The 23705-nt window shown below is 66.2% G+C and carries 27 protein-coding genes; 19 read left to right on the top strand and 8 right to left on the bottom strand.

All coding sequences use genetic code 11. The features are described 5' to 3' along the window. Nucleotides 1–10: 10 nt before the first annotated feature. The 3 genes from ACK6C6_RS11395 to ACK6C6_RS11385 are packed head-to-tail and all read right to left on the bottom strand — an operon-like array spanning nt 11 to nt 3211. Complete coding sequence (locus tag ACK6C6_RS11395) at nt 11–1846, bottom strand: putative bifunctional diguanylate cyclase/phosphodiesterase (RefSeq protein WP_409267425.1); 1836 nt, start codon at nt 1844–1846, stop codon at nt 11–13. After that, entirely contained in the window at nt 1824–2450 is a 627-nt protein-coding gene (locus tag ACK6C6_RS11390; protein WP_209586719.1) for an MEDS domain-containing protein, read from the bottom strand. The genes ACK6C6_RS11395 and ACK6C6_RS11390 overlap by 23 nt, the downstream gene beginning before the upstream one ends. A gap of 59 nt (nt 2451–2509) precedes the next feature. Next, nucleotides 2510–3211: a hypothetical protein gene (locus ACK6C6_RS11385; RefSeq protein ID WP_409267424.1), complete on the bottom strand. Its 702-nt coding sequence runs from the start codon at nt 3209–3211 to the stop codon at nt 2510–2512. 144 nt (nt 3212–3355) lie between these two features. Between ACK6C6_RS11385 and ACK6C6_RS11380 the strand changes: the two genes are divergently transcribed. The 3 genes from ACK6C6_RS11380 to ACK6C6_RS11370 all read left to right on the top strand — a co-directional run bounded on the left by ACK6C6_RS11380 (nt 3356) and on the right by ACK6C6_RS11370 (nt 6308). Further along, nucleotides 3356–5443 carry a 3-hydroxyacyl-CoA dehydrogenase NAD-binding domain-containing protein gene (locus tag ACK6C6_RS11380; protein ID WP_409267423.1) on the top strand — a complete coding sequence of 696 codons (2088 nt, stop codon included), beginning with the start codon at nt 3356–3358 and terminating at the stop codon, nt 5441–5443. A 5-nt stretch (nt 5444–5448) separates the two neighbouring features. After that, on the top strand, nt 5449–5985 hold the full coding sequence (locus ACK6C6_RS11375) for a DUF2939 domain-containing protein (protein ID WP_409267422.1): 537 nt from the start codon (nt 5449–5451) through the stop codon (nt 5983–5985). A gap of 74 nt (nt 5986–6059) precedes the next feature. Continuing rightward, entirely contained in the window at nt 6060–6308 is a 249-nt protein-coding gene (locus tag ACK6C6_RS11370; RefSeq protein WP_409267421.1) for a hypothetical protein, read from the top strand. Between the two features lie 67 nt (nt 6309–6375). Here the strand turns inward: ACK6C6_RS11370 and ACK6C6_RS11365 are convergent, their stop codons facing one another. Further along, a complete protein-coding gene (locus ACK6C6_RS11365; protein WP_409267420.1) occupies nt 6376–8076 on the bottom strand; it encodes an MFS transporter in 1701 nt (566 codons plus the stop codon). 272 nt (nt 8077–8348) lie between these two features. Between ACK6C6_RS11365 and ACK6C6_RS11360 the strand changes: the two genes are divergently transcribed. From ACK6C6_RS11360 to ACK6C6_RS11350, 3 genes are read left to right on the top strand one after another with little or no spacing between them, the layout of a single operon-like run. Then, nucleotides 8349–8651, top strand: a complete 303-nt coding sequence (locus ACK6C6_RS11360; protein WP_409267419.1) for a Dabb family protein — start codon at nt 8349–8351, stop codon at nt 8649–8651. A 13-nt stretch (nt 8652–8664) separates the two neighbouring features. Beyond that, nucleotides 8665–9447, top strand: coding sequence for an SDR family oxidoreductase (locus ACK6C6_RS11355; RefSeq protein ID WP_409267418.1), 783 nt, complete (start codon nt 8665–8667; stop codon nt 9445–9447). Between the two features lie 19 nt (nt 9448–9466). Continuing rightward, nucleotides 9467–10375 (top strand): SDR family oxidoreductase, encoded by a 909-nt coding sequence (locus ACK6C6_RS11350; RefSeq protein ID WP_409267417.1) that lies wholly within the window; start codon nt 9467–9469, stop codon nt 10373–10375. Nucleotides 10376–10438: 63 nt separating this feature from the next. On the opposite strand, the gene ACK6C6_RS11345 is transcribed toward ACK6C6_RS11350, so the two are convergent. Genes ACK6C6_RS11345 through ACK6C6_RS11335 form a run of 3 tightly spaced genes read right to left on the bottom strand, consistent with a single transcriptional unit; the run spans nt 10439 to nt 12565 of the window. After that, nucleotides 10439–11197, bottom strand: a complete 759-nt coding sequence (locus tag ACK6C6_RS11345) for an NRDE family protein (protein WP_409267416.1) — start codon at nt 11195–11197, stop codon at nt 10439–10441. A 3-nt stretch (nt 11198–11200) separates the two neighbouring features. After that, nucleotides 11201–11491 (bottom strand): DUF4936 family protein, encoded by a 291-nt coding sequence (locus ACK6C6_RS11340; protein ID WP_409267415.1) that lies wholly within the window; start codon nt 11489–11491, stop codon nt 11201–11203. Nucleotides 11492–11494: 3 nt separating this feature from the next. Further along, nucleotides 11495–12565, bottom strand: a complete 1071-nt coding sequence (locus tag ACK6C6_RS11335; RefSeq protein ID WP_409267414.1) for a YgfZ/GcvT domain-containing protein — start codon at nt 12563–12565, stop codon at nt 11495–11497. Between the two features lie 137 nt (nt 12566–12702). Here ACK6C6_RS11335 and mltG point away from each other — a divergent pair, with 137 nt between their 5' ends. From mltG to ACK6C6_RS11270, 13 genes are all read left to right on the top strand, one after another. After that, complete coding sequence (mltG, locus tag ACK6C6_RS11330) at nt 12703–13701, top strand: endolytic transglycosylase MltG (RefSeq protein ID WP_409267413.1); 999 nt, start codon at nt 12703–12705, stop codon at nt 13699–13701. After that, nucleotides 13698–14327, top strand: coding sequence for a dTMP kinase (tmk, locus tag ACK6C6_RS11325; protein WP_409267412.1), 630 nt, complete (start codon nt 13698–13700; stop codon nt 14325–14327). The genes mltG and tmk overlap by 4 nt, the downstream gene beginning before the upstream one ends. A gap of 8 nt (nt 14328–14335) precedes the next feature. After that, entirely contained in the window at nt 14336–15355 is a 1020-nt protein-coding gene (locus ACK6C6_RS11320; protein ID WP_409268264.1) for a DNA polymerase III subunit delta', read from the top strand. Between the two features lie 10 nt (nt 15356–15365). Further along, complete coding sequence (locus ACK6C6_RS11315) at nt 15366–15752, top strand: PilZ domain-containing protein (RefSeq protein WP_409267411.1); 387 nt, start codon at nt 15366–15368, stop codon at nt 15750–15752. 57 nt (nt 15753–15809) lie between these two features. Then, nucleotides 15810–16328, top strand: a complete 519-nt coding sequence (locus ACK6C6_RS11310; RefSeq protein WP_409268263.1) for a GNAT family N-acetyltransferase — start codon at nt 15810–15812, stop codon at nt 16326–16328. A gap of 36 nt (nt 16329–16364) precedes the next feature. Beyond that, nucleotides 16365–17147 carry a TatD family hydrolase gene (locus ACK6C6_RS11305; protein WP_409267410.1) on the top strand — a complete coding sequence of 261 codons (783 nt, stop codon included), beginning with the start codon at nt 16365–16367 and terminating at the stop codon, nt 17145–17147. Nucleotide 17148: 1 nt separating this feature from the next. Next, complete coding sequence (locus ACK6C6_RS11300; RefSeq protein ID WP_409267409.1) at nt 17149–17826, top strand: ankyrin repeat domain-containing protein; 678 nt, start codon at nt 17149–17151, stop codon at nt 17824–17826. 120 nt (nt 17827–17946) lie between these two features. Continuing rightward, nucleotides 17947–18861, top strand: coding sequence for a methyltransferase domain-containing protein (locus ACK6C6_RS11295; RefSeq protein ID WP_409267408.1), 915 nt, complete (start codon nt 17947–17949; stop codon nt 18859–18861). A 192-nt stretch (nt 18862–19053) separates the two neighbouring features. Next, nucleotides 19054–19254, top strand: coding sequence for a hypothetical protein (locus tag ACK6C6_RS11290; protein ID WP_409267407.1), 201 nt, complete (start codon nt 19054–19056; stop codon nt 19252–19254). A 122-nt stretch (nt 19255–19376) separates the two neighbouring features. Next, on the top strand, nt 19377–19604 hold the full coding sequence (locus tag ACK6C6_RS11285; RefSeq protein WP_036206234.1) for a DUF6139 family protein: 228 nt from the start codon (nt 19377–19379) through the stop codon (nt 19602–19604). A 175-nt stretch (nt 19605–19779) separates the two neighbouring features. Next, nucleotides 19780–20679: a lipid A hydroxylase LpxO gene (gene lpxO / locus ACK6C6_RS11280; protein WP_209586702.1), complete on the top strand. Its 900-nt coding sequence runs from the start codon at nt 19780–19782 to the stop codon at nt 20677–20679. Nucleotides 20680–20769: 90 nt separating this feature from the next. After that, entirely contained in the window at nt 20770–21369 is a 600-nt protein-coding gene (gene wrbA, locus ACK6C6_RS11275) for an NAD(P)H:quinone oxidoreductase (RefSeq protein ID WP_409267406.1), read from the top strand. Nucleotides 21370–21451: 82 nt separating this feature from the next. Beyond that, nucleotides 21452–22150, top strand: a complete 699-nt coding sequence (locus ACK6C6_RS11270) for a glutathione S-transferase N-terminal domain-containing protein (protein ID WP_409267405.1) — start codon at nt 21452–21454, stop codon at nt 22148–22150. An 18-nt stretch (nt 22151–22168) separates the two neighbouring features. Here the strand turns inward: ACK6C6_RS11270 and ACK6C6_RS11265 are convergent, their stop codons facing one another. Then, entirely contained in the window at nt 22169–23503 is a 1335-nt protein-coding gene (locus ACK6C6_RS11265) for a PEP-CTERM sorting domain-containing protein (RefSeq protein ID WP_409267404.1), read from the bottom strand. Nucleotides 23504–23705: the final 202 nt, after the last annotated feature.

Below are 23705 nucleotides of genomic sequence, written 5' to 3'. Positions count from 1 at the left end.
CTCCCTTGGTTCAGGCCTGGCGGGTATCCCAGCCCGGTGGATCGCCCTTGCGGTACAGGGCTTCCAGTTCCTCGGCCGGCAGGGGGCGCGACAACAGATAGCCCTGGATCTCGTCGCAGCCGTGCTGCCGCAGGAAGCCGGCCTGTCCGGGCGTCTCCACGCCTTCGGCATTGACCTTCATGCCGAGCGTGCGGGCGAAGGAGATCACGGCCAGGGTCACCGCCGCGGCGCTCTGGTCGCCCTCGACTTCCTTCACGAAGGAGCGGTCGATCTTCAGCTTGTCGACCCGGAAGTAGCGCAGCGCGCTCAGGCTCGAGTAGCCGGTGCCGAAATCGTCGATCGAGATGCGCACGCCCAGGGCCTTCAGTTCGTGCATCAGCGTCGATGCGTACTCGAGGTCGTGCATGATCGAGCTTTCGGTGATCTCCAGCTCCAGGCAGCTGGGATCCAGCTTGGTGTCCTTCAGCACGGCCTCCACCACCTCGACGATGCGGCGGTCGCGCAGCTGCCGGGCGGCGACGTTGACCGCCACCGACTTGCCCGGCAGGCCGGCCCGGTGCCACCCGGCAGCCTGGCGGCAGGCCTGCTCCAGCACGTGCTCGCCGAGCGCCACGATCAGGGACGACTCTTCGGCCAGCGGAATGAACTCGCCGGGCGGCAGCAGGCCGCGCTTCGGGTGCTGCCAGCGCACAAGGGCTTCGACACCGCGCCAGGCGCCGGTGTGCAGGTCGAGCTTGGGCTGGTAGTGCAGCACCAGCTGCCCGCCGGGAATCGCTTCGCGCAGCTCGGCTTCGCGCTCCATGCGCTCGGCGACCGCGGCGTCGCGGGTGCTGGCGTAGAACTGCATGCCGTCCTTGCCGGAGCGCTTGGCCCGGTGCATGGCCGAGTTCGCGCGGCGCAGCAGCAGCTCGGGTTCTTCGCCGTCGAACGGGTAGACGCTGGCCCCGATGCTTCCCGTGATCACCAGCTCCTTGTCGTCCAGCCGAAGCGGCGCGCGCACGGCGGCCAGCATCTCGTGCAGCCAGTGGCTGCTGCGCTCGACGTGCTCGAGTCCGGCCAGCAGGATCACGAATTCGTCCGAGCCGATCCGGGCCACGGCGTCGCAGTCGGGCACCACCCGGCACAGCCGCTCGGCGGTCTCGCGCAGGAAGGCGTCGCCGCAAGCATTGCCCAGGCCGGTATTCATGAAGCTGAAGCTGTCGAGGTCGAGGTAGACCACCACGACCACGTGCCCGTCGCGGCGAGCGTGGGAAATGGCGGTGTGCAGGCGGTCGAGCAGGAGCGGCCGGTTGGCGAGCCCGGTGAGCAGGTCGTGGGTGGCGCGGTATTCGAGTTCGCGGGTACGCTCGGCGACCCGCAGTTCGAGGCTGTCGCGCGCCTGGCGCAATTCCTCGTTGAGCCGGACCAGCTGGGCCTCGTACAGGCGCGAGGCCAGCACCCTGCTGATCGTGCTGGAGATATTGCTGAGAAAGTCGCGATAGGGGCGCAGGGCCGCTTGGTCCGCGATCTGCACCACCAGGCAGCCGAAGTGCTGCTCGGGGGTGCGGATGGGAAAGCAATGCCCCTCGTGGCCGATGTTGCGCTGCAGGTTCCCGGCGGGAGCCGGGCCGGCGCCGCCCTTGCAGCATGCCAGCAGGGCCGCGATCGCCGCGGTCGGCGCCGTCGTGCGCCCCTCGAGGTGGACGTGGGCGTCGGCGATGCCCGGCACGCCCGAGAGTGCGCGCCGCACGAAGCCGTCCAGGCGCTCGTCGTCGGGGAGGGCATCGATGGCCTGCTGGATCACCAGCAGGCGACCTAGGACGGCCGCGCTGGGCGCGCCCTTGTCATGCCCCGGGGTGGTGTCCATGCCTGGCGGGTGGATGCTGGTAAAAAGGGTTGCGCAGGATGTGGCCGGCGACAATCAGGATCGGATGGACGCTCATGACGTCGAACATGGTGGCGCCGTCGAACTGGCGCAGGTCGTACTGGCACATCACCGTCACGGGAGCATCCTGGACCAGGTCATTGATGCGCGACTCGCACTCGATGATCCGGTCGGATCCGGGAATGCCGCGCAAGGCCCAGGTCATCTCGCCGGCGAAGCGGGCGCCGGCCTGGCCTGCGGCGATGCATTGATCGTACGCGGCACGCAGGCGCGCCAGCATCGCGTCCGGATCGAAGCGGCCGTCCGGATAATAGCCTTCGCTGGCGGTTGCGATGTCGATGCGGCCAGGCAGGCCGCGCCCGGCGTTCGCCAGGTCGAGCTCGTCCATGACGCGCGGCAACGCGGCAGCGTCGGGCACGTCGGCTACATAGTGGAAGCATTCATGGTCGAGCAGCGCATGACGCGCGAACAGCGGCAGGATGCGGCGCCGCTCCTCGTCGTCGTTGTAGAGGTAACAGATGTGGGTCCCTTCCGGGTAGCGCTCATCCGTGAAGCCAAGGCAGATGTGCCGTCGTTCTTCGCTCATGCGCAGCTCCAGTGTCCTGTGCGTACAGGATACACCGGCGCCGAAGATGAAGCTGCCCGTTAGGCGCGGCCCGGCAGGACGTGGCGGAAGCTCGGCTCGATCCCCATCGCATGCAGGTGGCGCACGATGTCTTCCAGCGTCGCGTCCTTCAGCAGCAGACCGTCGGGCGGCGCCGCCAGCGGGGCCTGTGGGGGCGCGGTCTCGCGCGGCCGGTGCATGGCGGCCAGCGCTTCTTCGAACTGCGCCGGTGCGATGCTTTCCAGTCCTTCCAGGAAAGCCAGCTGGGCCGCAGCGGGCGGCGCGATGTCCAGCCCTTCCTCGCCGGCGAACGAGGCCCCCATGCCGGGATGGATGAAGGCCGCCCATTTGCCGGTCGCGCCGTGGAGGCAGGGCGGCAGTTCGACCGTGCTGCTGGCGTGCAGGGGCAGTTCCGGGAACCAGGCACTACGCAGCAGGGAGAGGAAGCGGCGCACGTCGGCCACCGGCACCGGCTCGCGCAGCGACAGCCACAGGCGGAAGGCGTCGGCGCCGGTGACGCTCACCGCCGGGGCCGGGAAGCCCAGCTTCTCCTGCAGGGTATTGGCGACTTCGCACAGTTGGGCCCAGTGGCCGCTTTCGTCCCCGGCCGCACGCGGGAAGTCGATGACGATGGCGCGCGTCAGGGCGTCTTCCGAGACCAGCGGCGTGGCGGCCGGATGCTGGGCGGGTGCTTGGCCGGGCATGAGGTAGAGCCGGATCAGTTGTGCGAGCAGTTTTTCCATGTGCCTGGTGTGACGGGAACGTGAGGCGCGTATTCTGGCACATCCCGCGCCGGCCGAAAATAATACGAACGTTCTTTTAGTTGAGGTATAGTTAAAAAATTGCGCCAGGCTGGTGCCTGGGTACTGACAAGGAGAAGAAGAGACATGAGCGCCGACTACACCGTCCAGGGCAGCGTTGCCGTAGTGACCCTGAACAATCCGCCGGTTAACGGCCTGGGCCTGGAGACCCGGACCGCCGCCGTCGCCGCCATTGGGCGCGCCGAAGCCGACGACGCCGTCAAGGCCATCGTCCTCACCGGCGCCGGCAAGGCCTTCTCGGGCGGCGCCGACATCCGCGAATTCAATTCGCCCAAGGCCCTGACCGAGCCGACCCTGCACAGCCTGATCCGCGTGGTGGAGAACTGCAGCAAGCCGGTGGTGGCCGCGATCCACAGCGTCTGCATGGGCGGCGGCCTGGAGCTGGCCCTGGGCTGCAACTACCGCGTCGCCTTGCCGGGCGCCCAGATCGCGCTGCCGGAAGTGAAGCTGGGCCTGCTGCCGGGCGCCGGCGGCACCCAGCGCCTGCCGCGCGTGCTGGGCCTGGAAATGGCCCTGAACATGGTGGTGTCGGGTACTCCGGTGGCGTCCGAAAAGCTGGCCGGCACGGCCTTGTTCGACGAGGTCTTCCCGGCCGGGACCGACCTGATCGGCGCAGCCGTGGCTTTCGCCGGCAAGGTCGCGGACATCCGTCCACTCCCAAAAGTGCGCGACCGCGCCGTCGATTACCCGAACCCCGACGCCTTCGTGCAGGCCGCGCGCGCGAAGGTCAAGGCGATGGCCGGGCCGTTCCCGGCGCCCCTGGAGTGCGTCGAGACCGTCGCCGCGTCCGTGAGCAAGCCGTTCGAGGAAGGCTTGGCCTTCGAGCGCGAGCGCTTCCTGCACCTGATGCAGACGCCGGAATCGAAGGCCCTGCGCCACGCCTTCATGGCCGAACGCGCGGCCAGCAAGGTACCGGACGTGCCGGCGGATACGCCGCTGCGGAAAATCGAGCGCGCGGCCGTGGTCGGCGCCGGCACCATGGGCGGCGGCATCGCGATGAACTTCGCGAACGCCGGCATCCCGGTGACCATCCTGGAAACAAAGCAGGAAGCGCTGGACAAGGGCCTGGCGACCATCCGCAAGAACTACGAGAACACGGTCCGGAAGGGCAAGCTGACGCAGGAGAAGTGCGAGCAGAGGATAAGCCTGATCACCGGGACCTTGTCCTATGCCGACATCGCCCAGGCCGACATCGTGATCGAAGCCGTGTTCGAAGACATGGGCGTGAAGGAATCGGTGTTCCGCCAGCTCGACGAGGCCATGAAGCCGGGCGCGATCCTGGCCTCGAATACCTCGACCCTGGACCTGGACCGCATCGCCGCGTCTACTTCCCGCCCGCAGGACGTGATCGGCCTGCACTTCTTCAGCCCGGCCAACGTCATGAAGCTGCTGGAGATCGTGCGCGGCAGGGAAACCGGCAAGGACGTGCTGGCCACCTGCCTGGCGCTGTCCAAGAAGATCAAGAAGACGGGCGTGGTCTCGGGCGTGTGCGACGGCTTCATCGGCAACCGCATGCTGGAGCAGTACCTGCGCCAGGCTTACTTCCTGCTGGAGGAAGGCGCGCTGCCGGAACAGGTGGATGGCGCGATCGAACGCTTCGGTTTCGCGATGGGGCCATTCCGCATGAGCGACCTGGCCGGCAACGACGTCGGCTGGTATATCCGCAAGCGCCGCGCCGTCGAATCGCCGCACATCGCTTATTCGAAGACCGCCGACCTGCTGTGCGAGCAGGGCCGCTTCGGCCAGAAGACCGGCGCCGGCTGGTACGACTACGGGGCGGGCGAGCGCAAGGCCACCCCGTCTCAGCTGGTGAACGACATGATCGTGCAGCATTCGCGCGACCTGGGGCTGGAGCGGCGCCGGATCGATGATTCCGAAATCGTCGAGCGCCTGGTGTACGCCCTGGTCAACGAGGGCGCGAAGATCCTGGAAGAGGGCATCGCGCTGCGTGCCTCGGACATCGACATGGTCTACCTGAGCGGCTACGGTTTCCCGCTGCACCGGGGCGGCCCGATGTTCCATGCCGAGTCGGTCGGTCTGCCGAAGGTGCTGGAAGCGATCCGCCGGTATGCCCAGGGCCGCCATGGCGACGCTTGGCAACCGGCGCCGCTGCTGGAGCGCCTGGCCGCCGACGGCAAGGGTTTCGGCGCTTGAGCGGCATGCAGAAGAAAGCACTGCCGATCGTGGCGGCAGCCGTCGCCGCCGCGCTTGCCCTGGGCACCTGGGCCAGTCCGCACTGGCAGCTGTACCAGGTGCGCGCCGCCGTCGAGGCACGCGACGCCCAGGCCCTGTCGCACTACGTCGACTTCCCGAAGCTGCGCGAGAGCGTCAAGGTCCAGGTCATGCGCCGGCTGGGCTCGCAAGGAGCATTGGCAGAGTCGCGTTCCAATCCATTCGCGGACTTCGGGAGGCGGATGGCGCTGGCGGTGATCGACCCGGTCGTCGATGCCGCGGTCTCGCCGGAGGGCGTAGCGGCCATGCTGGAGGCCGGCGACATCCGCGTCCAGCCCAGGCCGGAGGCGCCGCCCCAGCCGGCCGGCGAAGCACCACGCGAAAAGCTCAACTACGACGTCTCCTACCGCAGCTGGAACCAGGTGCTGGTCGAGCGGGCCGACGGCGGCGGCGTGGCCTTCGTGCTGGACCGGCACGGGCTGTGGAGCTGGAAGCTGGCGGGCGTCGAGCTGCGCGAGGATTGATGGTGAGGATTGGTGAGTTTATCCGCCGGCCAGGGTGTTAACATCGTTGCCGTTTCGAGCGGATGGAGATGAGGATGACCGATGTGATGACGACGATCCTGGGGCGCAGCTGGTGGTTCGCGGCGGTCCTGGCTTTCCTGAGCGCGCTGCTGACTTTGCCCCTGCTGCATGCGGCGGGAATCGGCTCGCCGGAAAACTGGGCGCAGTGGCTGGTGCATTTCCTGTGCTTCGGTACGATCTGGCGCGTCCTGGGCTTTCTCGGCTGGCTGGCGATCGTGCTGATCGCGCCAAAGAGCAAGCTGCTCGATCCGGCCAAGCGCTAGGCGGCCCGCACCGGTCAAATAAAATGCCGCTGTCTCCAGCGGCATTTGTCGTTCGACGCTTACTTTCTCAGTCGTGCGCGTAGATGTCGTTATCCTTGGTCTCGCGGATGAACAGGCCGCCGATCACGACGGTCGCCAGCGCGATGATGATCGGATACCACAGGCCGTAGTAGATGTCGCCCTTGAAGGCCACCAGGGCGAAGGTCACGGTCGGCAGCATGCCGCCGAACCAGCCGTTGCCGATGTGGTAGGGCAGGGACATCGAGGTGTAGCGGATGCGGGTCGGGAACATCTCCACCAGCATCGCCGCGATCGGGCCGTACACCATGGTCACGTACAGCACCAGGATGAACAGCAGCAGCACCAGCATCGGCTTGTTCATGGCTGCCGGGTCGGCCTTGTCCGGATAGCCGGCGCTCTTCAGCGCGCCGGTCACCTGCTTCTTGAGCGCGTCTTCCTGGGCTTTCGAGGCGGCGTCGAAGTTCAGGTTATCCGGCGTCATGACGGCATTGAAGGACTGGAAGGTGGTGTCGCCGACCTTGACCGAGGCCACGGTGCCGGCTGGCGCTTCCTGGATGTTGTAGCTCACCGAGGCGGCGGTCAGCATGCGGGTCGCGATGTCGCACGAGGACGGGAATTTCTTGGTGCCGGTCGGGTCGACCTGGAAGTGGCAGGTGGCCGGGTCGGCGACGACCACGACCGGTGCGGTCTGGATCGCGCGTTCCAGGGCCGGGTTGCCGTAGTGGGTGATCGCCTTGAAGATCGGGAAGTAGGTGGCGGCGGCGATGACGCAGCCACCCAGGATGATCCACTTGCGGCCGATCTTGTCCGACAGCGCGCCGAAGAAGATGAAGAAGGGCGTGGCCAGGGCCAGGGCGATCATGATCAGGATGTTCGCGGTCGGCTCGTCGATCTTCAGGGTCTTGGTCAGGAAGAACAGGGCGTAGAACTGGCCGGTGTACCAGACCACGGCCTGGCCCATGGTCAGGCCGGCCAGGGCCAGGAAGGCGACCTTGGCGTTCTTCGGCTTCAGGAAGGCTTCCGACAGCGGGGCCTTCGAGGTCTTGCCTTCGGCTTTCATCTTGGCGAAGGCCGGCGACTCGTTCATCGACAGGCGGATCCACACCGAGATGCCGAGCAGGACGACCGAGATCAGGAAGGGGATGCGCCAGCCCCAGGCCTGGAACTCTTCCTCGCCCATGGCGGTACGGGTAGTCAAAATGACGATCAGCGACAGGAACAGGCCGATCGTCGCGGTGGTCTGGATATAGGCCGTGAACAGCCCGCGCTTGCCGTGCGGTGCATGTTCGGCCACGTAGGTGGCGGCGCCGCCGTACTCGCCGCCGAGCGCCAGGCCCTGCAGGATGCGCAGCGTGACCAGGATGATCGGCGCCGCGATGCCGATGCTGGCATGGCTCGGCAGGAGGCCGACCAGGAAGGTCGAGGCGCCCATGATCAGGATCGTCACCAGGAAGGTGTACTTGCGGCCGATCATGTCGCCCAGCCGGCCGAACACCAGCGCGCCGAAGGGGCGCACGATGAAGCCGGCCGCGAAGGCCATCAGGGCGAAGATGAAGGTGGTGGTGGGGTCGCCGATGAAGAACTGCTTGGCGATGATGGTAGCGAGCGAACCGTACAGGTAGAAGTCGTACCATTCGAATACTGTGCCGAGGGAAGAAGCGAAAATGACTTTCCGTTCTTCCTTGGTGATCCCGGCGGAGGAAGGTGCAGCTTTCCCTCCGGCGGTCATGCCGGGTGTGATTGCCATGTGTGTCTCCGTATAGGTTTTAGTGTCACCGGAAATGCTGATTGTTTGTCAGCTGTCGCGGAGTTTGTGCCGGTTTCCTTACACGATAATTACTCCAAACTTACACGGAGCTTACAGCCGAGCTGTGCAATTGCAGCAACTCGACAGTGATTCTTGTGTTTACACTCTGGGGAATGGGCTTGATGCGGCGCGCAATGTGACTTGCCAAAATATTTACGAACGACCGTACTTATCATGCTATCCTCGATCACCCCCAAACAAGGAATGACAGAATGCTCAAACATATCGTGATGTGGAAGTTGAAGGATGAAGCCGAAGGCGCGGACAAGCTGAGCAACGCGCGCGAGATGAAGCGCCGGTTGGACGAGTGCGCCAACATCGTGCCGGGCCAGCTGAAGTTCGAGGTGGTGCTGGCGCAGCCGGGCCTGGAAGCGACCTACGACGTGGTGCTGTACTCCGAATTCGCGGACAAGGCGGCGCTGGAGGCCTACATCGAGCACCCGACGCACAAGGCGGTGGTGCCCTTCATCGGGGCGGTGCGCGAAGGCAGGCAGTGCATGGATTACGAGATCTGATCGGAGGCAGCATATGCGCACCACCCAGGAACTCTTCTCCCTCCAGAACAAGACCGCCATCGTCACCGGCGGCTCGCGTGGCCTCGGCCTGCAGATGGCCGAAGCCCTCGGCGAGCAGGGCGCCCGCGTCCTCATCTCCGCGCGCAAGCAGGAGGAGCTCGACGAGGCCGTCGCCCACCTGACGAGCCGCGGCATCGACGCCAGCGCGATCGCCGCCGACCTGTCAAGCGAGGCCGAGGCCCAGCGCTTCGTGCAGGCCGCCATCGCGCGCCTCGGCCATGTCGACATCCTGGTCAACAATGCCGGCGCCAGCTGGGGCGCCCCGGCCGAGGACTATCCGCTCGAGGCCTGGGACAAGGTGATGGACCTGAACGTGCGCAGCATCTTCCTGGTGACCCAGGCGGTCGGCAAGCTGTCCATGATCCCGCGCCGCTACGGACGTATCATCAGTATCTCGTCGATCGCCGGCCTGGCCGGCAATCCGCCGGGCACCATGCAGACCATCGCCTACAACACCTCCAAGGGCGCGGTCGTGAATTTCACCCGTGCGCTGGCCGGCGAATGGGGCCGCTATGGTATTACCGTGAACTCGATCGCGCCGGGCTTCTTCCCGTCGAAGATGACCAAGGGCGTGCTGGCCGCGTTCGGCGCCGAGAACCTGGCCAAGGATGCGCCCTTGATGCGCCTCGGCGACGACGAGGACCTGAAGGGCGCGGTGGTGCTGTTTGCGTCCGATGCCGGCAAGCACATCACGGGACAGACGCTGGCCGTCGACGGAGGCGTGTCCGCGGTCTGATCAACAACGGGGAGGGAACATGAAGGACTTTCGCGGCAAGGTTGCCGTCATCACCGGCGCCGCCAGCGGCCTGGGGCGCGAGTTCGCCAGCACCGCGGCTGGCCTGGGCATGAAGCTGGTGCTGGCCGACGTCCAGCCCAAGGCGCTCGAGCACGCGACCGAGGAGCTGCTGGCTGCGGGCGCCGAGGTGCTGTCGATGGTGTGCGACGTCAGCAAGGCCTCGCACGTGCAGGAACTGGCCGACGCGGCGATCGCGCGCTTTCACCACGTGCACCTGGTCTTCAACAACGCCGGCGTCGGCTGCGGCGGCCTGGTCTGGGAAAACTCGGAGCAGGACTGGGAGTGGGTGCTCGGCGTGAACCTGATGGGCGTGGTCCACGGCGTGCGCGTGTTCACCCGGGTGATGCTCGAATGCGCCCGGCGCGACCCCGGTTTCGAAGGCCATATCGTGAACACGGCCTCGATGGCGGGGCTGCTCACGCCGCCCGCGATGGGCATCTACAACGTCTCCAAGCACGCCGTGGTGGCCCTCACCGAAACCCTGCACCACGACCTGAAGCTGGTCGATGCGCCGGTCAAGGCCTCGGTGCTGTGCCCCTACTTCGTGCCGACCGGGATCGCGCATTCCGAGCGCAACCGGCCGATCGAGATGGCCAGCCATGAACGCAGCACGGCCAGCCAGATGGCGGCGCAGATGCTGACCGAGAAGGCGGTCGAGTCGGGCAAGCTGACGGCGGCGGACGTGGCGCGCCTCACCTTCGAAGGCATCCGCGAGGAGCGCTTCTACATCTATTCGCACCCGCAGACGCTGGGGGCGGCGGTGGAGCGCTTCGAGGCGATGGTACAGGGGAAGGAGCCGGCGGATCCGTATGCGGCGACGCCGCAGATCACCGAGATGCTGAAGGCCGGCATCGCCGGGCGGCGCTAGCTAGGCGCGCGATTCATTCACGCGCGCCGCCCGTGCCGGGCGCGGGCGGCGCGTTCGACACGCTCAAGCCGGCGCGCTGTCCGGCTGCACCACGCGTTCGTGCAGTTCCGGCTCGCCCTCGCGGTACAGCTTGACCACGGTGGAGGTGCGGGTGCCGTAGCCTTCCATCTCGATGCACACCGGCGAGAGCATGCGCTCGACCTCGATCGGCATGCCGGTTTCCGGCAGGCGCAGGTCGGGCGCGCGGGTGGTATCGGCCAGCATCTCGAAATAGGCGTCTTCCGGCGCCGCCTGGCACAGCAGGCTGGCGAACTGCGCCTTGGTGCGCAGCACCTTGGGCCAGGGCGCGTCCAGCAGGCCGTTCGAGATGCCGTAGATGCGGCCCGGCTCGAGCGGCTGGCCGTTGCGCGGGTCTTCTCCCCCGCGGTTCGAGTACCAGTACAAGGTGTCGCGGTCGCCCAGCACCAGGTTGTAGCCGTTGTAGACGTCGCCGCGCGCAATGATGCTGTCCAGGTAGTCGGCCGCCGATTGCGAACCGGTCAGGAAACCGGCCACCAGCTCGCCGCGCGAAGGGGCATCGGCGCGCCGTTCGGCGGGGCCGCGGATGTTGGTCAGGGCGGCGAACTTCGGGCCGTTCGGGCCATCCGTTGTCACACCCATCCAGCTGCCGCCGCCCTGCAGGTCGCGGCCCGCGATCACGTGCGGATGCTCGGGCCAGGGCGCGGCCTTCGTTGCCGGGCGGTCGTAGAACTCGTCGCGGTTGGCGCAAGCGATGATGGGCACGCCCGGCAGCACCTGCCAGGCAAAGACGATCAGGCACATGTGTCAGGTCCCCGGTAGGAGGTCAATGAATACTTCGGAGCGGCGCGGTCCCTGGATCAGGCCGGCGAGGCCGGCATCCAGGACGGCCTGTTCGACGCGCGTGCCGAAGGCCGCGTCGACGCCCGGATAGACTTCCATCCAGGTCTCTAGTGCGTCGTCGCGCACTTCCGGGCGGCGCTGCAGCAGCGCGCCGCTGCCGGCACCCGCGAGCGCGAGCTGCATGGCACGCACGCGCGGCGCCAGTTCGGCTGCGTCCTCGCTGCGTACCTTGTAGTAGACGTACAGGTCGATCATGCCTTAGAGCTCGAGCGCGTCGAGATGGTAGGGCATGTGCTGGAAGGCGAGGGCCGCGCCGCCTGCGGCGCCGTGGCGCACGTCTTCGCCGAGCGCATCGAGTTTCATCTCGACCAGCAGGTCGGCGCCGCCGAGGCCGTTCGCGGCCGCGTTCACCACCATGCCGCAGGGCTGGCCCGGGTCCGCCATCGAAAACACTTCGTCGCCGGCGCGCGCCGCCGGGTTGGCCACCGTGGCCAGCGCCGTGCGTCGCTTGAGCTTGCCAAGATACTGGCTGCGCGCGACGATTTCCTGACCCGGGTAGCAGCCTTTCTTGAAGTTCACGCCGCCCAGCAGCTCGAGGTTGACCATCTGCGGCACGAACTGCTCCTGGGTAGCCAGGGTGATTTGCGGCACGCCGGCGTGGATCGCGGCCAGCTGCCAGGCCTGGTTGCCGCCCAGGGCCAGCTCGCCGGCCAGGCCGGGCAGCGCGGAACTCGCGCTTTCGGCCGTGGTCAGCCACAGGTAGCGCGGAGCGCCGAACACGTCCGCCAGGCGGATCACGGTGCCGAACGGGCCGTCGACCTTGCCGTAGGGCGCGGCCGGCAGCTCCGCGACGTGGCGACGCAGGGCGCTCTCGGCCTTGGCGCCGCCCAGGCCCAGCACGGCGGCAAACGGGGCTTCGCCGGTGGCGTCGCGCAGCTTGGCCTTGGCGCGCAGCACGAACATGCTCAGGCGCTTCTGCAGGGGCGGCTGGATGGCGCGCGGCAGCTGCAGGTAGACGGTGTCGGGTTCGGCGCCGGGGCTGCGCCAGTACAGCAAGGTCGCCTGCAGGCGGCCCTTGGGGGTGCAGTAGCCGGCCAGGCGGGCTTCGTTGCGGCCGAGGTGCTCGACGTCGTTGGTCAGCTGGTTGTGCAGGAAACTGGGGGCATCAGGGCCTTCGGCGGCGATGATGCCGAGGTCGGTGACCGGGGCCACGAATCCGTCGGCCAGCTCGCCGGCGGCCAGCGGGCGGCCGAAATCTTCCACCTGCGAAGCTTCGTCGATATGGAAGCGGGCGCCGAGCGAGGATAGGGTATCTGTCCAGTTATGCATAAATCCAGTTAGTATTAGCAATTCTGTTTGCAAATAAGCTTTATCATTACGGGCTCATTATAAAGATGTCGGCAAAATCGCGCCGGGGACGGCCAAACTCAGGGTCCAAGCCGCGGCGAAAACCACAACAACAACATATGGCATTCATCAAAAAACTCCTGGTCACCGGCGTCATCGTGTCGGTGGCCGCGGTCGCCGGTTTCTCGTACTGGGCCAAGAGCCCGCTCGACACCGGCGGCAAAGCGGTCGAATTCAGCATCGCCCCGGGCAGCGGCGTGGGTGCGGCCGCCCAGCAGATGGCCAAGGCCGGCGTGCCGGTCAATCCGCAGCTGTTCAACATCCTGGCGCGCGTCACCGGCGAGGCCGGCCGGATCAAGGCCGGCAGCTACGAGCTCAAGCCGGATACCTCGCCGCGCCGCCTCTTGACCCAGCTGGTGCGCGGCGAGTTCGCGCAGGAAGCCATCACCATCGTCGAAGGCTGGACCTTCCGCCAGATGCGCGCGGCCATCGCCGCCCACGGGCGCCTGCGCCACGACACCGTCAAGCTGTCGGACGAAGAGCTGATGCAGAAGGTCTCGAGCGAGTACAAGACACCCGAGGGCCTGTTCTTCCCGGACACCTACCTGTTCGCCAAGGGCTCGTCGGAACTCGAGATCTACAAGAAGGCCCACCAGGCCATGATGAAGCACCTGCAGGCCGCCTGGGAAGGACGCGACCCGAGCCTGCCGTACAAGACGCCTTACGAGGCCCTGACCATGGCCTCGATCATCGAGAAGGAAACCGGACAAAAGAGCGAGCGCAACATGATCGCCGGCGTGTTCGTGAATCGCCTGCGCACCGGCATGATGCTGCAGACCGATCCGACCGTGATCTACGGCATGGGCGAGCGCTACGTCGGCGACATCCGCAAGAAGGACCTGCAGACCGACACCCCCTACAATACCTACATGCGCGCCGGCCTGCCGCCGACCCCGATCGCCTTGCCGGGCATCCAGTCGCTGCACGCGGCGCTGGCGCCGGCCAAGACCGAGGCCCTGTATTTCGTGGCGCGCGGCGACGGCACCAGCCAGTTCTCGGACAACCTGAACGACCATAACCGGGCGGTCAACCAGTACCAGCGGCGGATCAACCAATGACGGAGCAGGACAAGGCAGGAAAATTCATTACCTTCGAAGGCATCGACGGGGCCGGCAAGTCGACCCACATCGGCTTCGTGACCGACTTCCTGGCGGCGCGCGGCAAGACCGTGGTCTCCTCGCGCGAGCCGGGCGGCACGCCGCTGGGCGAGAAGCTGCGCGACCTGTTGCTGCACGAGAAAATGCACCTGGAAACCGAGGCATTGCTGATGTTCGCCAGCCGTCGCGAGCACATGGCCCGGGTGATCGAACCGGCGCTGGGACGCGGCGACTGGGTGCTGTCGGACCGCTTCACCGACGCCAGCTTCGCCTACCAGAGCGGCGGACGCGGCCTGGACCGCGCCAAGCTGGAAGCGCTGGAACACTGGGTGCACCCGGATCTGCAGCCGGATCTCACCCTGCTGTTCGACGTACCCCTCGAGGTGGCGCGCCAGCGCCTGGACGCCACCCGCACGCTCGACAAGTTCGAACGCGAGCAGGCGGATTTTTTTGAGAAGTGCCGCAAGGAATACCTGCGCCGCGCGGCGCAATTCCCGGAGCGCATCGTGGTGGTCGATTCGACGCAGACGATCGCGGCCATCCAGGCGCAGCTGGGTCGGATTCTGGCAGAAGTATTGGAGAAGTAGTCGTGACGATGTACCCCTGGCAGCAAGCGGCGTGGACGCGCCTCCAGCAGATGCGCGAGCGCCTGCCGCATGCCATCCTGTTCCACGGTCCGGCGGGCGTCGGCAAGGCCGGCTTCATGGAAAGTTTCGCGCAGGCCCTCCTGTGCGAGAACGTGCGACCGGACGGCCACGCCTGCGGCAGCTGCGCCTCCTGCGGCTGGTTCCTGCAGAACAACCACCCGGATTACCGCCGGGTGCGCCCGGAAGCGCTGGAAGATGAGCCGGTTGCCGAAGGCGATGAAGCGGCCGAGCCGGCCGGCAAGTCCAAGTCGAGCAAGACGCCCTCGAAAGAGATCAAGATCGAGCAGATCCGGGCCCTGGCCGACTTCATGAACATCTCCACCCACCGGCAAGGCCTGCGCGTGGTAGTGCTGTACCCGGCGGAAACCCTGAACATGCCGGCCTCGAACGCGCTCCTGAAAACCCTGGAAGAGCCGCCCCCGGGCACGGTGTTCCTGCTGTCCTCGAACAGCCTGGACCGCCTGTTGCCGACCATCCTGTCGCGCTGCCGCAAGTTCGCGCTGCCGATGCCCTCGCACGAGGAGGCACTGGCCTGGCTCAAGGAACAGGGCGTGCAGGATGCCGACAGCTGGCTGCGCGAGCAGGGCGGCGCACCGCTGGCCGCGCTGCTTGAAGCCGAATCCGGCAGCCGCGAAGAGATGGAAGCGCTGCTGCATTTCCTGGCCAACCCGGCCGTCGATGGCGCCTTGCGCACCGCCGAGAAGCTGGCGAAGGCGTCCTTGCCGGCGCTGGTGGCATGGCAGCAGCGCTGGCTCTATGATGTGTTCTCGGTAAAATTGTCGGGCAAGAGTCGCTACTACCCGCGCTACCAGCGCGAACTTGCGGCCCTGGCCGGCAGGGTCTCTACTGGCAGCCTGAACCGGGCAATCAAGGCAGCCAACGAGCGCCGCGCCGTCGCCGACCACCCGCTGTCGGCAAAATTGTTTGTCGAAGATATGTTGCTTGAGTACACTTCGTGCTGCGCATGAAAGGAAGCCGATGAACGCCAACCCCGCAGAGCAGCAGGCAAACTCGGCCCCGCAGCCGCCGCGACCGTCCGTGCTGTCGCTGGCGATCAAGGAAAAGGCCGCGCTGTATGCGGCCTACATGCCCTTCCTGAAGAATGGCGGCATGTTCGTGCCGACCACCAAGCCCTATAGAATCGGCGACGAGATCTACCTGATCCTGTCGCTGATGGACGACCCCAACAAGTACCCGATCGCCGGCAAGGTGGCCTGGATCACCCCGGCGGGCGCGAACAACAACAAGGCGCAGGGCATCGGCGTGCACTTCCCGGCGGACGAAGCCGGGCAGCGCGCCAAGCTGCGCATCGAAGAAATCCTCGGCGCGGCGCTGCGCTCGGCGCGCGCCACCCATACGCTCTAATTCAGTTTCTCTAATCCTTGCTGGTTTTTGATCAGCTGCGCTTAATTGTCTTCCTCCATGCCGTCCTACGTCCACCGCCTCGCCACCCGCGACGACCTGCCCGTCATCGTCGACATCTACAATTCGACCATCGCTTCGCGCGAAGTCACTGCCGACACCCAACCCATCACCGTGCAGTCGCGCGAACAATGGTTTGCCGATCATACGCCCGAGCGCCGGCCGCTGTGGGTGATCCACGCCGCCGACGATACGGCCGAGAACCCGGAAGTGCTGGGCTGGCTGTCCTACTCGAATTTCTATGGCCGCCCGGCCTATTCGGGCACGGCCGAGGTGTCGATCTACATCGCGGAAAGCGCGCGCGGCAAGGGGATCGGGCGCTACTGCCTGGAGCTGGCGATGGCGCACGCGCCGAACGTGGACGTGCACACGCTGCTGGGCTTCATCTTCGGCCACAATGCGCCGAGCCTGGCCCTGTTCGGCAAGTACGGCTTCGAGAAGTGGGCGCATTTCCCGCGCGTGGCCAATCTGGACGGGATCGAGCGCGACCTGATCATCCTGGGCAAGCGGGTGGCCTGAGACCGCATTTCACCTCCCTCCGGGTACAATATCGGGATGTTTATCGATTCCCACTGCCATATCAATTTCCCGGAGCTGGCTGCCCGGATGCCCGAGATCCTGGCCAAGATGGCCGAGAACAAGGTGACGCACGCCCTGTGCGTCTCCGTCGACCTGCCGGACTTTCCCCAGGTGCTGGCCCTGGCCGAACAGCACCCGCACATCTTTGCCTCGGTCGGTGTCCATCCCGACTACGAAGACACGCCCGAACCGACGGTGCAGCAGCTGGTCGAGCTGGCCAATCACCCGAAGATCGTCGCCATCGGCGAAACGGGCCTGGACTACTACCGCCTCGAGGGCGACCTCGAATGGCAGCGCGAGCGCTTCCGCACCCATATCCGCGCCTCGCGCGAGACCGGTAAACCGCTGATCATCCATACCCGGGCGGCATCAAGCGACACCATCCGCATCATGAAGGAAGAGGGCGCCGGCACCGACGCTGGCGGCGTGGCCGGCGTCATGCACTGCTTTACCGAGTCCTTGGCGGTCGCCCAGGCGGCGATGGAGCAGGGTTTCTACATTTCGTTTTCCGGCATCGTCACGTTTAAAAGCGCCAAGGAACTGCAGGAAGTGGCCAGGGCCGTGCCCCTCGAGCGCATGCTGATCGAGACCGATTCGCCCTACCTGGCGCCGGTGCCCTACCGCGGCAAGATGAACGAGCCGGGCTTTGTTGCCCACGTGGGCGAGTTCATCGCCAACCTCAAGGGGGTCTCCCTGCGCGATGTCGCGGCGCAGACCAGCGAGAACTTCTTCAACCTGTTCAAGACTGCAAAGGCCTGACATGACCCGGACCCGCCGCGCCATCCTCTCGAGCTGCCTGCTGGCAGCAGCACTGCATGGCGGCACGGCCGCAGGATCGGCACAAGCCGCGACGCCCCAGCAGCTCGCCAGCTTTTTCCGCGCGGTGCAGGTCGATAACGTGTCCGCCGTCAAGGAGATGGCCGGCAAGCTGGTCAATCCCAACGAGATCAACCCGGTCGGCGGCGAGCCGGCCCTGGTGCTGGCGGTACGCGAGGGATCGATGCGCGTGTTCGACGCCTTGCTGCTCCAGCCCGGCATCGACCTGGAAGCCCAGGCGATGAACGGCAACACGGCCCTGATGATGGCCGCCTTCAAGAACAACCGGCGCGCTGCCGAAGCCCTGCTGGCCAAGGGCGCCAAAGTGAACCGCGCCGGCTGGACGCCGCTGCACTACGCCGCCGCCGGCGGCGCCGAGGACATCGCGCGCCTGCTCATCGATCGCAAGGCGAAGCTGGACGCGCTGTCGCCAAAGGAGAGCGGCGCCTACACGCCCCTGATGATGGCGGCGCGCGAAGCCCAGCCGGTCATGGTGCGCCTGCTGCTGGAGGCGGGCGCCAATCCCGCGTTGAAGAACACCGAGGGACTGACGGCAGCCCAGATTGGCGAACGCGCCGGCCAGACCGACATCGCGGCCGCGATTTCCGGCTTCAAGCGCTAGCAATTTACATTTCCATTGGGAACTAAGCGGTAAACACCCCGCAGCTCCGCGCATGGAGCGCGTGCATCCTTGGCCATAATGCCTTCACGGACAATGACCATGAAGGAAGACGGGCCAACCATGCTGAACGAACGCGAAATCGAAAGCTGCTACCTGGGGCAGTTCATTCCAGTGCACTACCATCACAACATGCTGATGGACCAGAACCGGATGCACAGCTTCAAGTCCGCGATCCATTATGCGGTCAAGCCGGGCGCTAAGGTGCTGGAGCTGGGCGGCGGCACCGGTGTGCTGTCCTTCTTCGCGGCGCAGAAGGCCTCCAAAGTCTATTGCGTCGAGTTCAACCCCGACATGGTGCGCGAGGCGCGCAAGTTCCTGGCGCTCAACCCGAACGGCCACAAGGTCGAGGTGATCCATGCGGACGCGTTCGACTACCTGCCGCCCGAGCCGGTCGACGTCGTCATCTGCGAAATGATCCACGTCGCCATGCTGCGCGAAAAGCAGGTCGAGGTGATCGAATCCTTCAAGCGTCGCTACCTGGCCCGGTTCGGCGGCCCGCTGCCGGTGTTCCTGCCCGAGGCGGTGATCATGGCGGCCCAGCCGATCGAGCAGGAATACGACTTCGAAGGCTTTCATGCCCCGATCGTGCAGTTCCAGGAAACCGGCGTGGTCTATCCGGGCACCATCGAACTGGGCCAGCCGGCCGTGTACAGCCTGATCGACTTCAACCAGCCGGTCGACAATGTGTTCGCCTGGGAAGGTGGCATCGTCATAGAGCGAAGCGGCCTGCTGAACGCCATGCGCTTCATCACCAAGAACGTGCTGGCCATCGTGCAGGAAAAATCGACCACCATCGACTGGCTGAACCACTACATGAGCTTGCCGCTGGCCCAGCCGGTGAAGGTGGAGGCGGGCGACCTGGTGCATGTGGCCTTCCAGTACCGGGCGGGCGGGTCGATTCCCTCGCTGCAGGCTTCGCTCAGGGCCCAGGTGGTAAACCAGCGCGTGACGGAGCAGGTGGCGGCCTTCGCCTGATCCTTCCCTGGCGTCGGCCGGCGAGCAGCCGGCCGGCACAGCCCGCCACCTGCCCGCCATTTTCCTCCATTCACCCCGCTTTTTGCCCCGTCTGTCGCAGACCGATTGTCCATCCCGGCGCAGCAACTTATCCTTCTCCCGTCTTGTCAGAACTGCTAGGTGCAGCGATGACTCACCAAAGGAGCGAGAACAATGTTAGGTTTCCTGCTATGGTTGCTGCTGCTGTTCCTGTGCTGGCCCATTGCCCTGCTGGCCTTGGTGCTGTACCCGCTGGTATGGGTCGTCTTGCTGCCGTTCCGGCTGCTCGGCATCGGGGTCGAAGCCGTGTTCGAATTGCTGCGCGCCATCGTGATGCTGCCGGCGCGCATTCTCGGGGCATCGCCGGGCCGTTGAGCCTGGCGGCTGCTTCCAGCGGCTGAGTGTGGGTCAATTAACAGACGACAGCGTTTCGATCTTCTACTGTGGAAGTGCCCGCTTTCATCGGGAAAGCGGGCTTTGACTTTGAGGAAACGACTATGCGCCTGGATATTTACCGCCGACCAGAAACCGACGGCAAACTGTCTTACCTGGCAGTGCCGGAAGCACGCAATATCCCTGAAGAAGCGACCAACACCGACTGGGAAATCGAGGCTCGCGCCATCGAGGTCGCGGACGACGCCGACCAGCTGGAAGACTACGACATCGAGAACGTGGCCGGCCAGATCAGCGAAAAAGGGTATGCGATCACCTCGGTCCAGCACTGAGTAGCGTTTCTCCCGGGTCCGGCTCCTGCCGGACCGCCATGACGCCGGCGCTCCGGGATGGAGTTGCCGGCGTGCCATAGTTTCCCAGAATTACGACCCGGCCGACGACGGCTGCCTGGCCGTTGTGATATCCTGCGTCCCTCATCAAGGTAAGCCAGCAAGGACGGAGGTCGCAATGAAATGGGTCGTGGTCGGTTTTTATGTTCTGTCGATCCTGCACATCCACTTCCGTGGCCGTGTGCGCCTGCCTTTCCGCCGCCAGATCTTCGACCATTCGTCGTTCATGGCGCCGATTAACATCTTCATGCACAAGTTCTCGCGGGTCCCGAGCACGCCCTTCATCCCGGTGAGCGAGTTCCCGGAACTGGCGCGCCTGCAGGAAAACTGGCCCGTCATCCGCGCCGAGGCCGAGAACCTGCTGGCACTCAAGAAGATCAAGGCCGCCGAGCAGAATGACGACGCCGGCTTCAATTCCTTCTTCAAGAACGGCTGGAAGCGCTTCTACCTGAAGTGGTACGACGCCAGCCACCCGTCGGCCGAGCGCCTGTGCCCGCAGACCTATGCGCTGCTGCAGTCGATCCCCTCGGTCAAGGCGGCGATGTTCGCCGAGCTGCCGCCGGGCGGCAAGCTCAATCCGCACCGCGACCCCTTCGCCGGCTCGATGCGCTACCACCTGGGCCTGGCCACGCCCAACGACGACCGCTGCTTCATCGAAGTCGACGGCGAGCGCCACAGCTGGCGCGACGGCCAGGGCGTGGTCTTCGACGAAACCTACATCCACTGGGCCATCAACGGCAGCGAGAGCGACCGCATCATCCTGTTCTGCGACGTCGAGCGCCCGATGCGCTACCGCTGGATGGGCGCCTTCAACCGCTGGTTCGGCCGCACCGTGATGACCGCCGCCGCCTCGCCCAACGAGACCGGCGACCAGGTCGGCCTGGTGAGCAAGCTGTTCCGCATCTCCTTCTACATGGGCCAGTACCGCCGCCGCCTCAAGGCCTGGAACAAGACGGTCTACAACATCACCCGCGTGGCCCTGGTGGTCGCGCTGGCCGCCTTCATCTACTGGATCTGACCGGGGCTGCCGTCCAACTTCTGGCGGGTGCCGCAAAAATCCTGTTCGCAGCAGAATAGGGCTTTTGACGATCACTACAGGGAGGAAGGCATGTCGAAAGTCCTGGTGTTGTATTACTCGACCTATGGCCACATCGAGCAGATGGCCAATGCGGTGGCCGAAGGTGCGCGCGCGGCCGGCGCGACCGTGACGGTCAAGCGGGTCCCCGAGACGGTGCCGGAAGAAATCGCGAAGAATGCCCACTTCAAGCTGGAGCAGGACGCCCCGATCGCGACCGTGAACGAGTTGCCCGACTACGACGCCATCATCATCGGCGCGCCGACCCGCTACGGCCGCATGCCCTCGCAGATGGCGGCCTTCCTCGACCAGACCGGCGGCCTGTGGGCGCGCGGCGCCCTGAACGGCAAGGTCGGCGGCGCCTTCACCTCGACCGCCACCCAGCACGGCGGCCAGGAAACGACCCAGTTCTCGATCATCACCAACCTGCTGCACTTCGGCATGATCGTGGTCGGCCTGCCGTACAGCTACGCGGCCCAGATGACGCTCGACGAAATCGTCGGCGGCAGTCCTTATGGCGCCTCGACCATCGCCGGCGGCCAGGGCCAGCGCCAGCCGAGCGAGCTCGAACTGGGCGGCGCGCGCCACCAGGGCGAGCTGATCGCCCGCACCGCCAACAAGCTGTTCGGGTAAAAAAGGAAAAACGGGCCGGCTTCGGCGGGTCAGCCGGAAGTTTGCTATCGTTGGCAGTCCTGCAACCCATAGGACTTCCGCCATGCCAGACCTTAGCGCTTTCGGCATCACCGCCAAGTGGCCCGCGCAGCACCCCGACCGCATCCAGCTGTACTCGCTGCCCACGCCGAACGGCGTGAAGGCATCGATCATGCTCGAGGAGACCGGGCTGCCCTACGAGCCGCACAAAGTCAGCTTCGAGACCAATGACCAGCTGTCGCCGGCCTTTCTCTCGCTGAACCCCAACAACAAGATCCCGGCCATCATCGACCCGAACGGGCCGGGCGGCAAGCCGCTGCCCCTGTTCGAGTCCGGCGCCATCCTGCTCTACCTGGCCGAGAAGAGCGGCCGCTTCCTGCCGAGCGATCCGGCAGGGCGCTACGCCACCATCCAGTGGCTGATGTTCCAGATGGGCGGAATCGGCCCGATGTTCGGCCAGCTCGGCTTCTTCCACAAGTTTGCCGGCCGGGACTACGAGGACAAGCGCCCGCGCGACCGCTATGTGAACGAATCGAAGCGCCTGCTGGGCGTGCTCGAGGGCCAGTTGGCCAAGCACCGCTGGGTGGCCGGGGAGGAGTACACGATCGCGGACATCGCGATCTTCCCATGGGTGAACAACCTGGTCGGTTTCTACGATGCCGGCGAACTGGTGGGGATCCAGGACTTCCCGCGCGTGACGGCCGCGGTCGAGGCCTTCCGCGCCCGTCCGGCCGTAGCCGCGGGCCTGAAGATTCCCGGCTGAGAAGGACCCAGGCGCTGCTTAGGTGCTGCGCCGGCGGCGCAGCACGCCCATCGCGACCAGCGTCAGGCCGAACAGCCAGAGGCTGCCCGGTTCCGGCACTTCCACCGGCTCCGGCGGCACGATCGCCTGCGGGGGAAGCGGCTCCGGCACCGGCTTGGGCAGCACGGGTTCCGGCGCCGGAGCGGGTGGCGCGGGCGGCAGCGGCGTCGGCACAGGGAGGATCGGTTGCGGTTGCGGCTGCGTCACGGGACCGGGCGCGGGATTCGTGCCGGGATTCGTGCCGGGATTCGTGCCGGGCAGGGGCGCTTCGAACCCGGGAGTCGGCGCAGGCGTGCCTGGGGTCGTGCTCGTATCGGGCAGCGGGCTCGTCACCGGCTCGCCGCCAACCGGGGCGCCGCCCGGCGTGCCGCCATCAGGCGACGGCGCCGGCGCGCCGGAAGAACCGCCAATGCTTCCGGTGCCGCCCTCGGGGACCACTTCAGGCGCGCCAGGGGCCTCGGGCTCGGGGGCGGTGACCGGCTGGCTGGTGGGACGTGGGCGGCTGCCCATGCTGCTCGAGGTGCCCGACAAGCCCAGGGTCGTGACCGGCCCCATGCCGCTCGCGCTCGACGCCAGGGTCGCGGCGAGCGCGCTGTTGGCGGGCGTGGCGGCGCTGCCGCTGCTGCCGGCAGCGCCGGCGCCACGGGCCGCGAAGCGCATCCCGGTGTGGCGCGGGATGCTGCCGTCGGCGGCCATCGCCACCGGCATGCCGTCCGGTCCCAGCGCGTATTCTTCCCCCTCGGCGAGTTCGATCGCCTGGTCGAGTTCCTCCATGGCGGGCCGATGGGCTTCCACCGGGTACTGGGGCAGGTCGGAAATGCGGTTGGCGCAGCGCGCCCGCATCTCGTTGCGGCCGTCGCTGAGCAAGGTTTCGCCCGGGGCCAGCATGACCTTGTGGGCGGTCCAGTACACCTTGTCGCCCTTGCGGTAGGACACGTGCACCGCGCGCGGCTTGTCGACCACCACGGCGCGCGCTTTGCCGGTGTCAAAGCTCGCATAGTGGGCGGCGACTACGCTGTCGGCGCGAATGATGCGCTGCAGTTCCGACTGGCCCGAGACACCGCCCGGGACCACCGAATACGGGTAGATGCGGCGCAGGCCGCGCTGGAGCGGCTCAGCGGCGCCGGACGGGCCGTTCAGGGCCAGCGCCGGCAGGAAGGGCGCGGGCACGGCGGCGGCGACCGGATCTGGTTTCCATGTCAACATGAACACGGCAGTTGCGGCCACCAGGCCGGCGCCGGCCACGGCGGCGATGCGCTTGCCCAGACGGGCACGTGAGAGCAGGCGGCGGCTGTAGGGATAGCTGCGGTCCATATTGAACAGAAGTAGGAGTGATCCTACAGATTAGTTCATTTCTTATAATAAAGCTAGGTTTCCTTTGCGAAAATTGATGACGTTGTTGTAATTAGTGCGGGTGCATAGCTTGGCTACGTATTTCCACGTAGCGTACAGGCCGTGTTGCCGGCCGACGGATAGGATAAACTGTCCGCTCAATACCAAATCATCAACAAAGGAT

The organism is Massilia sp. BHUDP2, assembly GCF_046236355.1.
GTDB lineage: Bacteria > Pseudomonadota > Gammaproteobacteria > Burkholderiales > Burkholderiaceae_D > Telluria > Telluria varians.
Note: the sequence above shows the minus strand (reverse complement) of the source record. Positions and strands in the feature narration are given on the sequence as shown.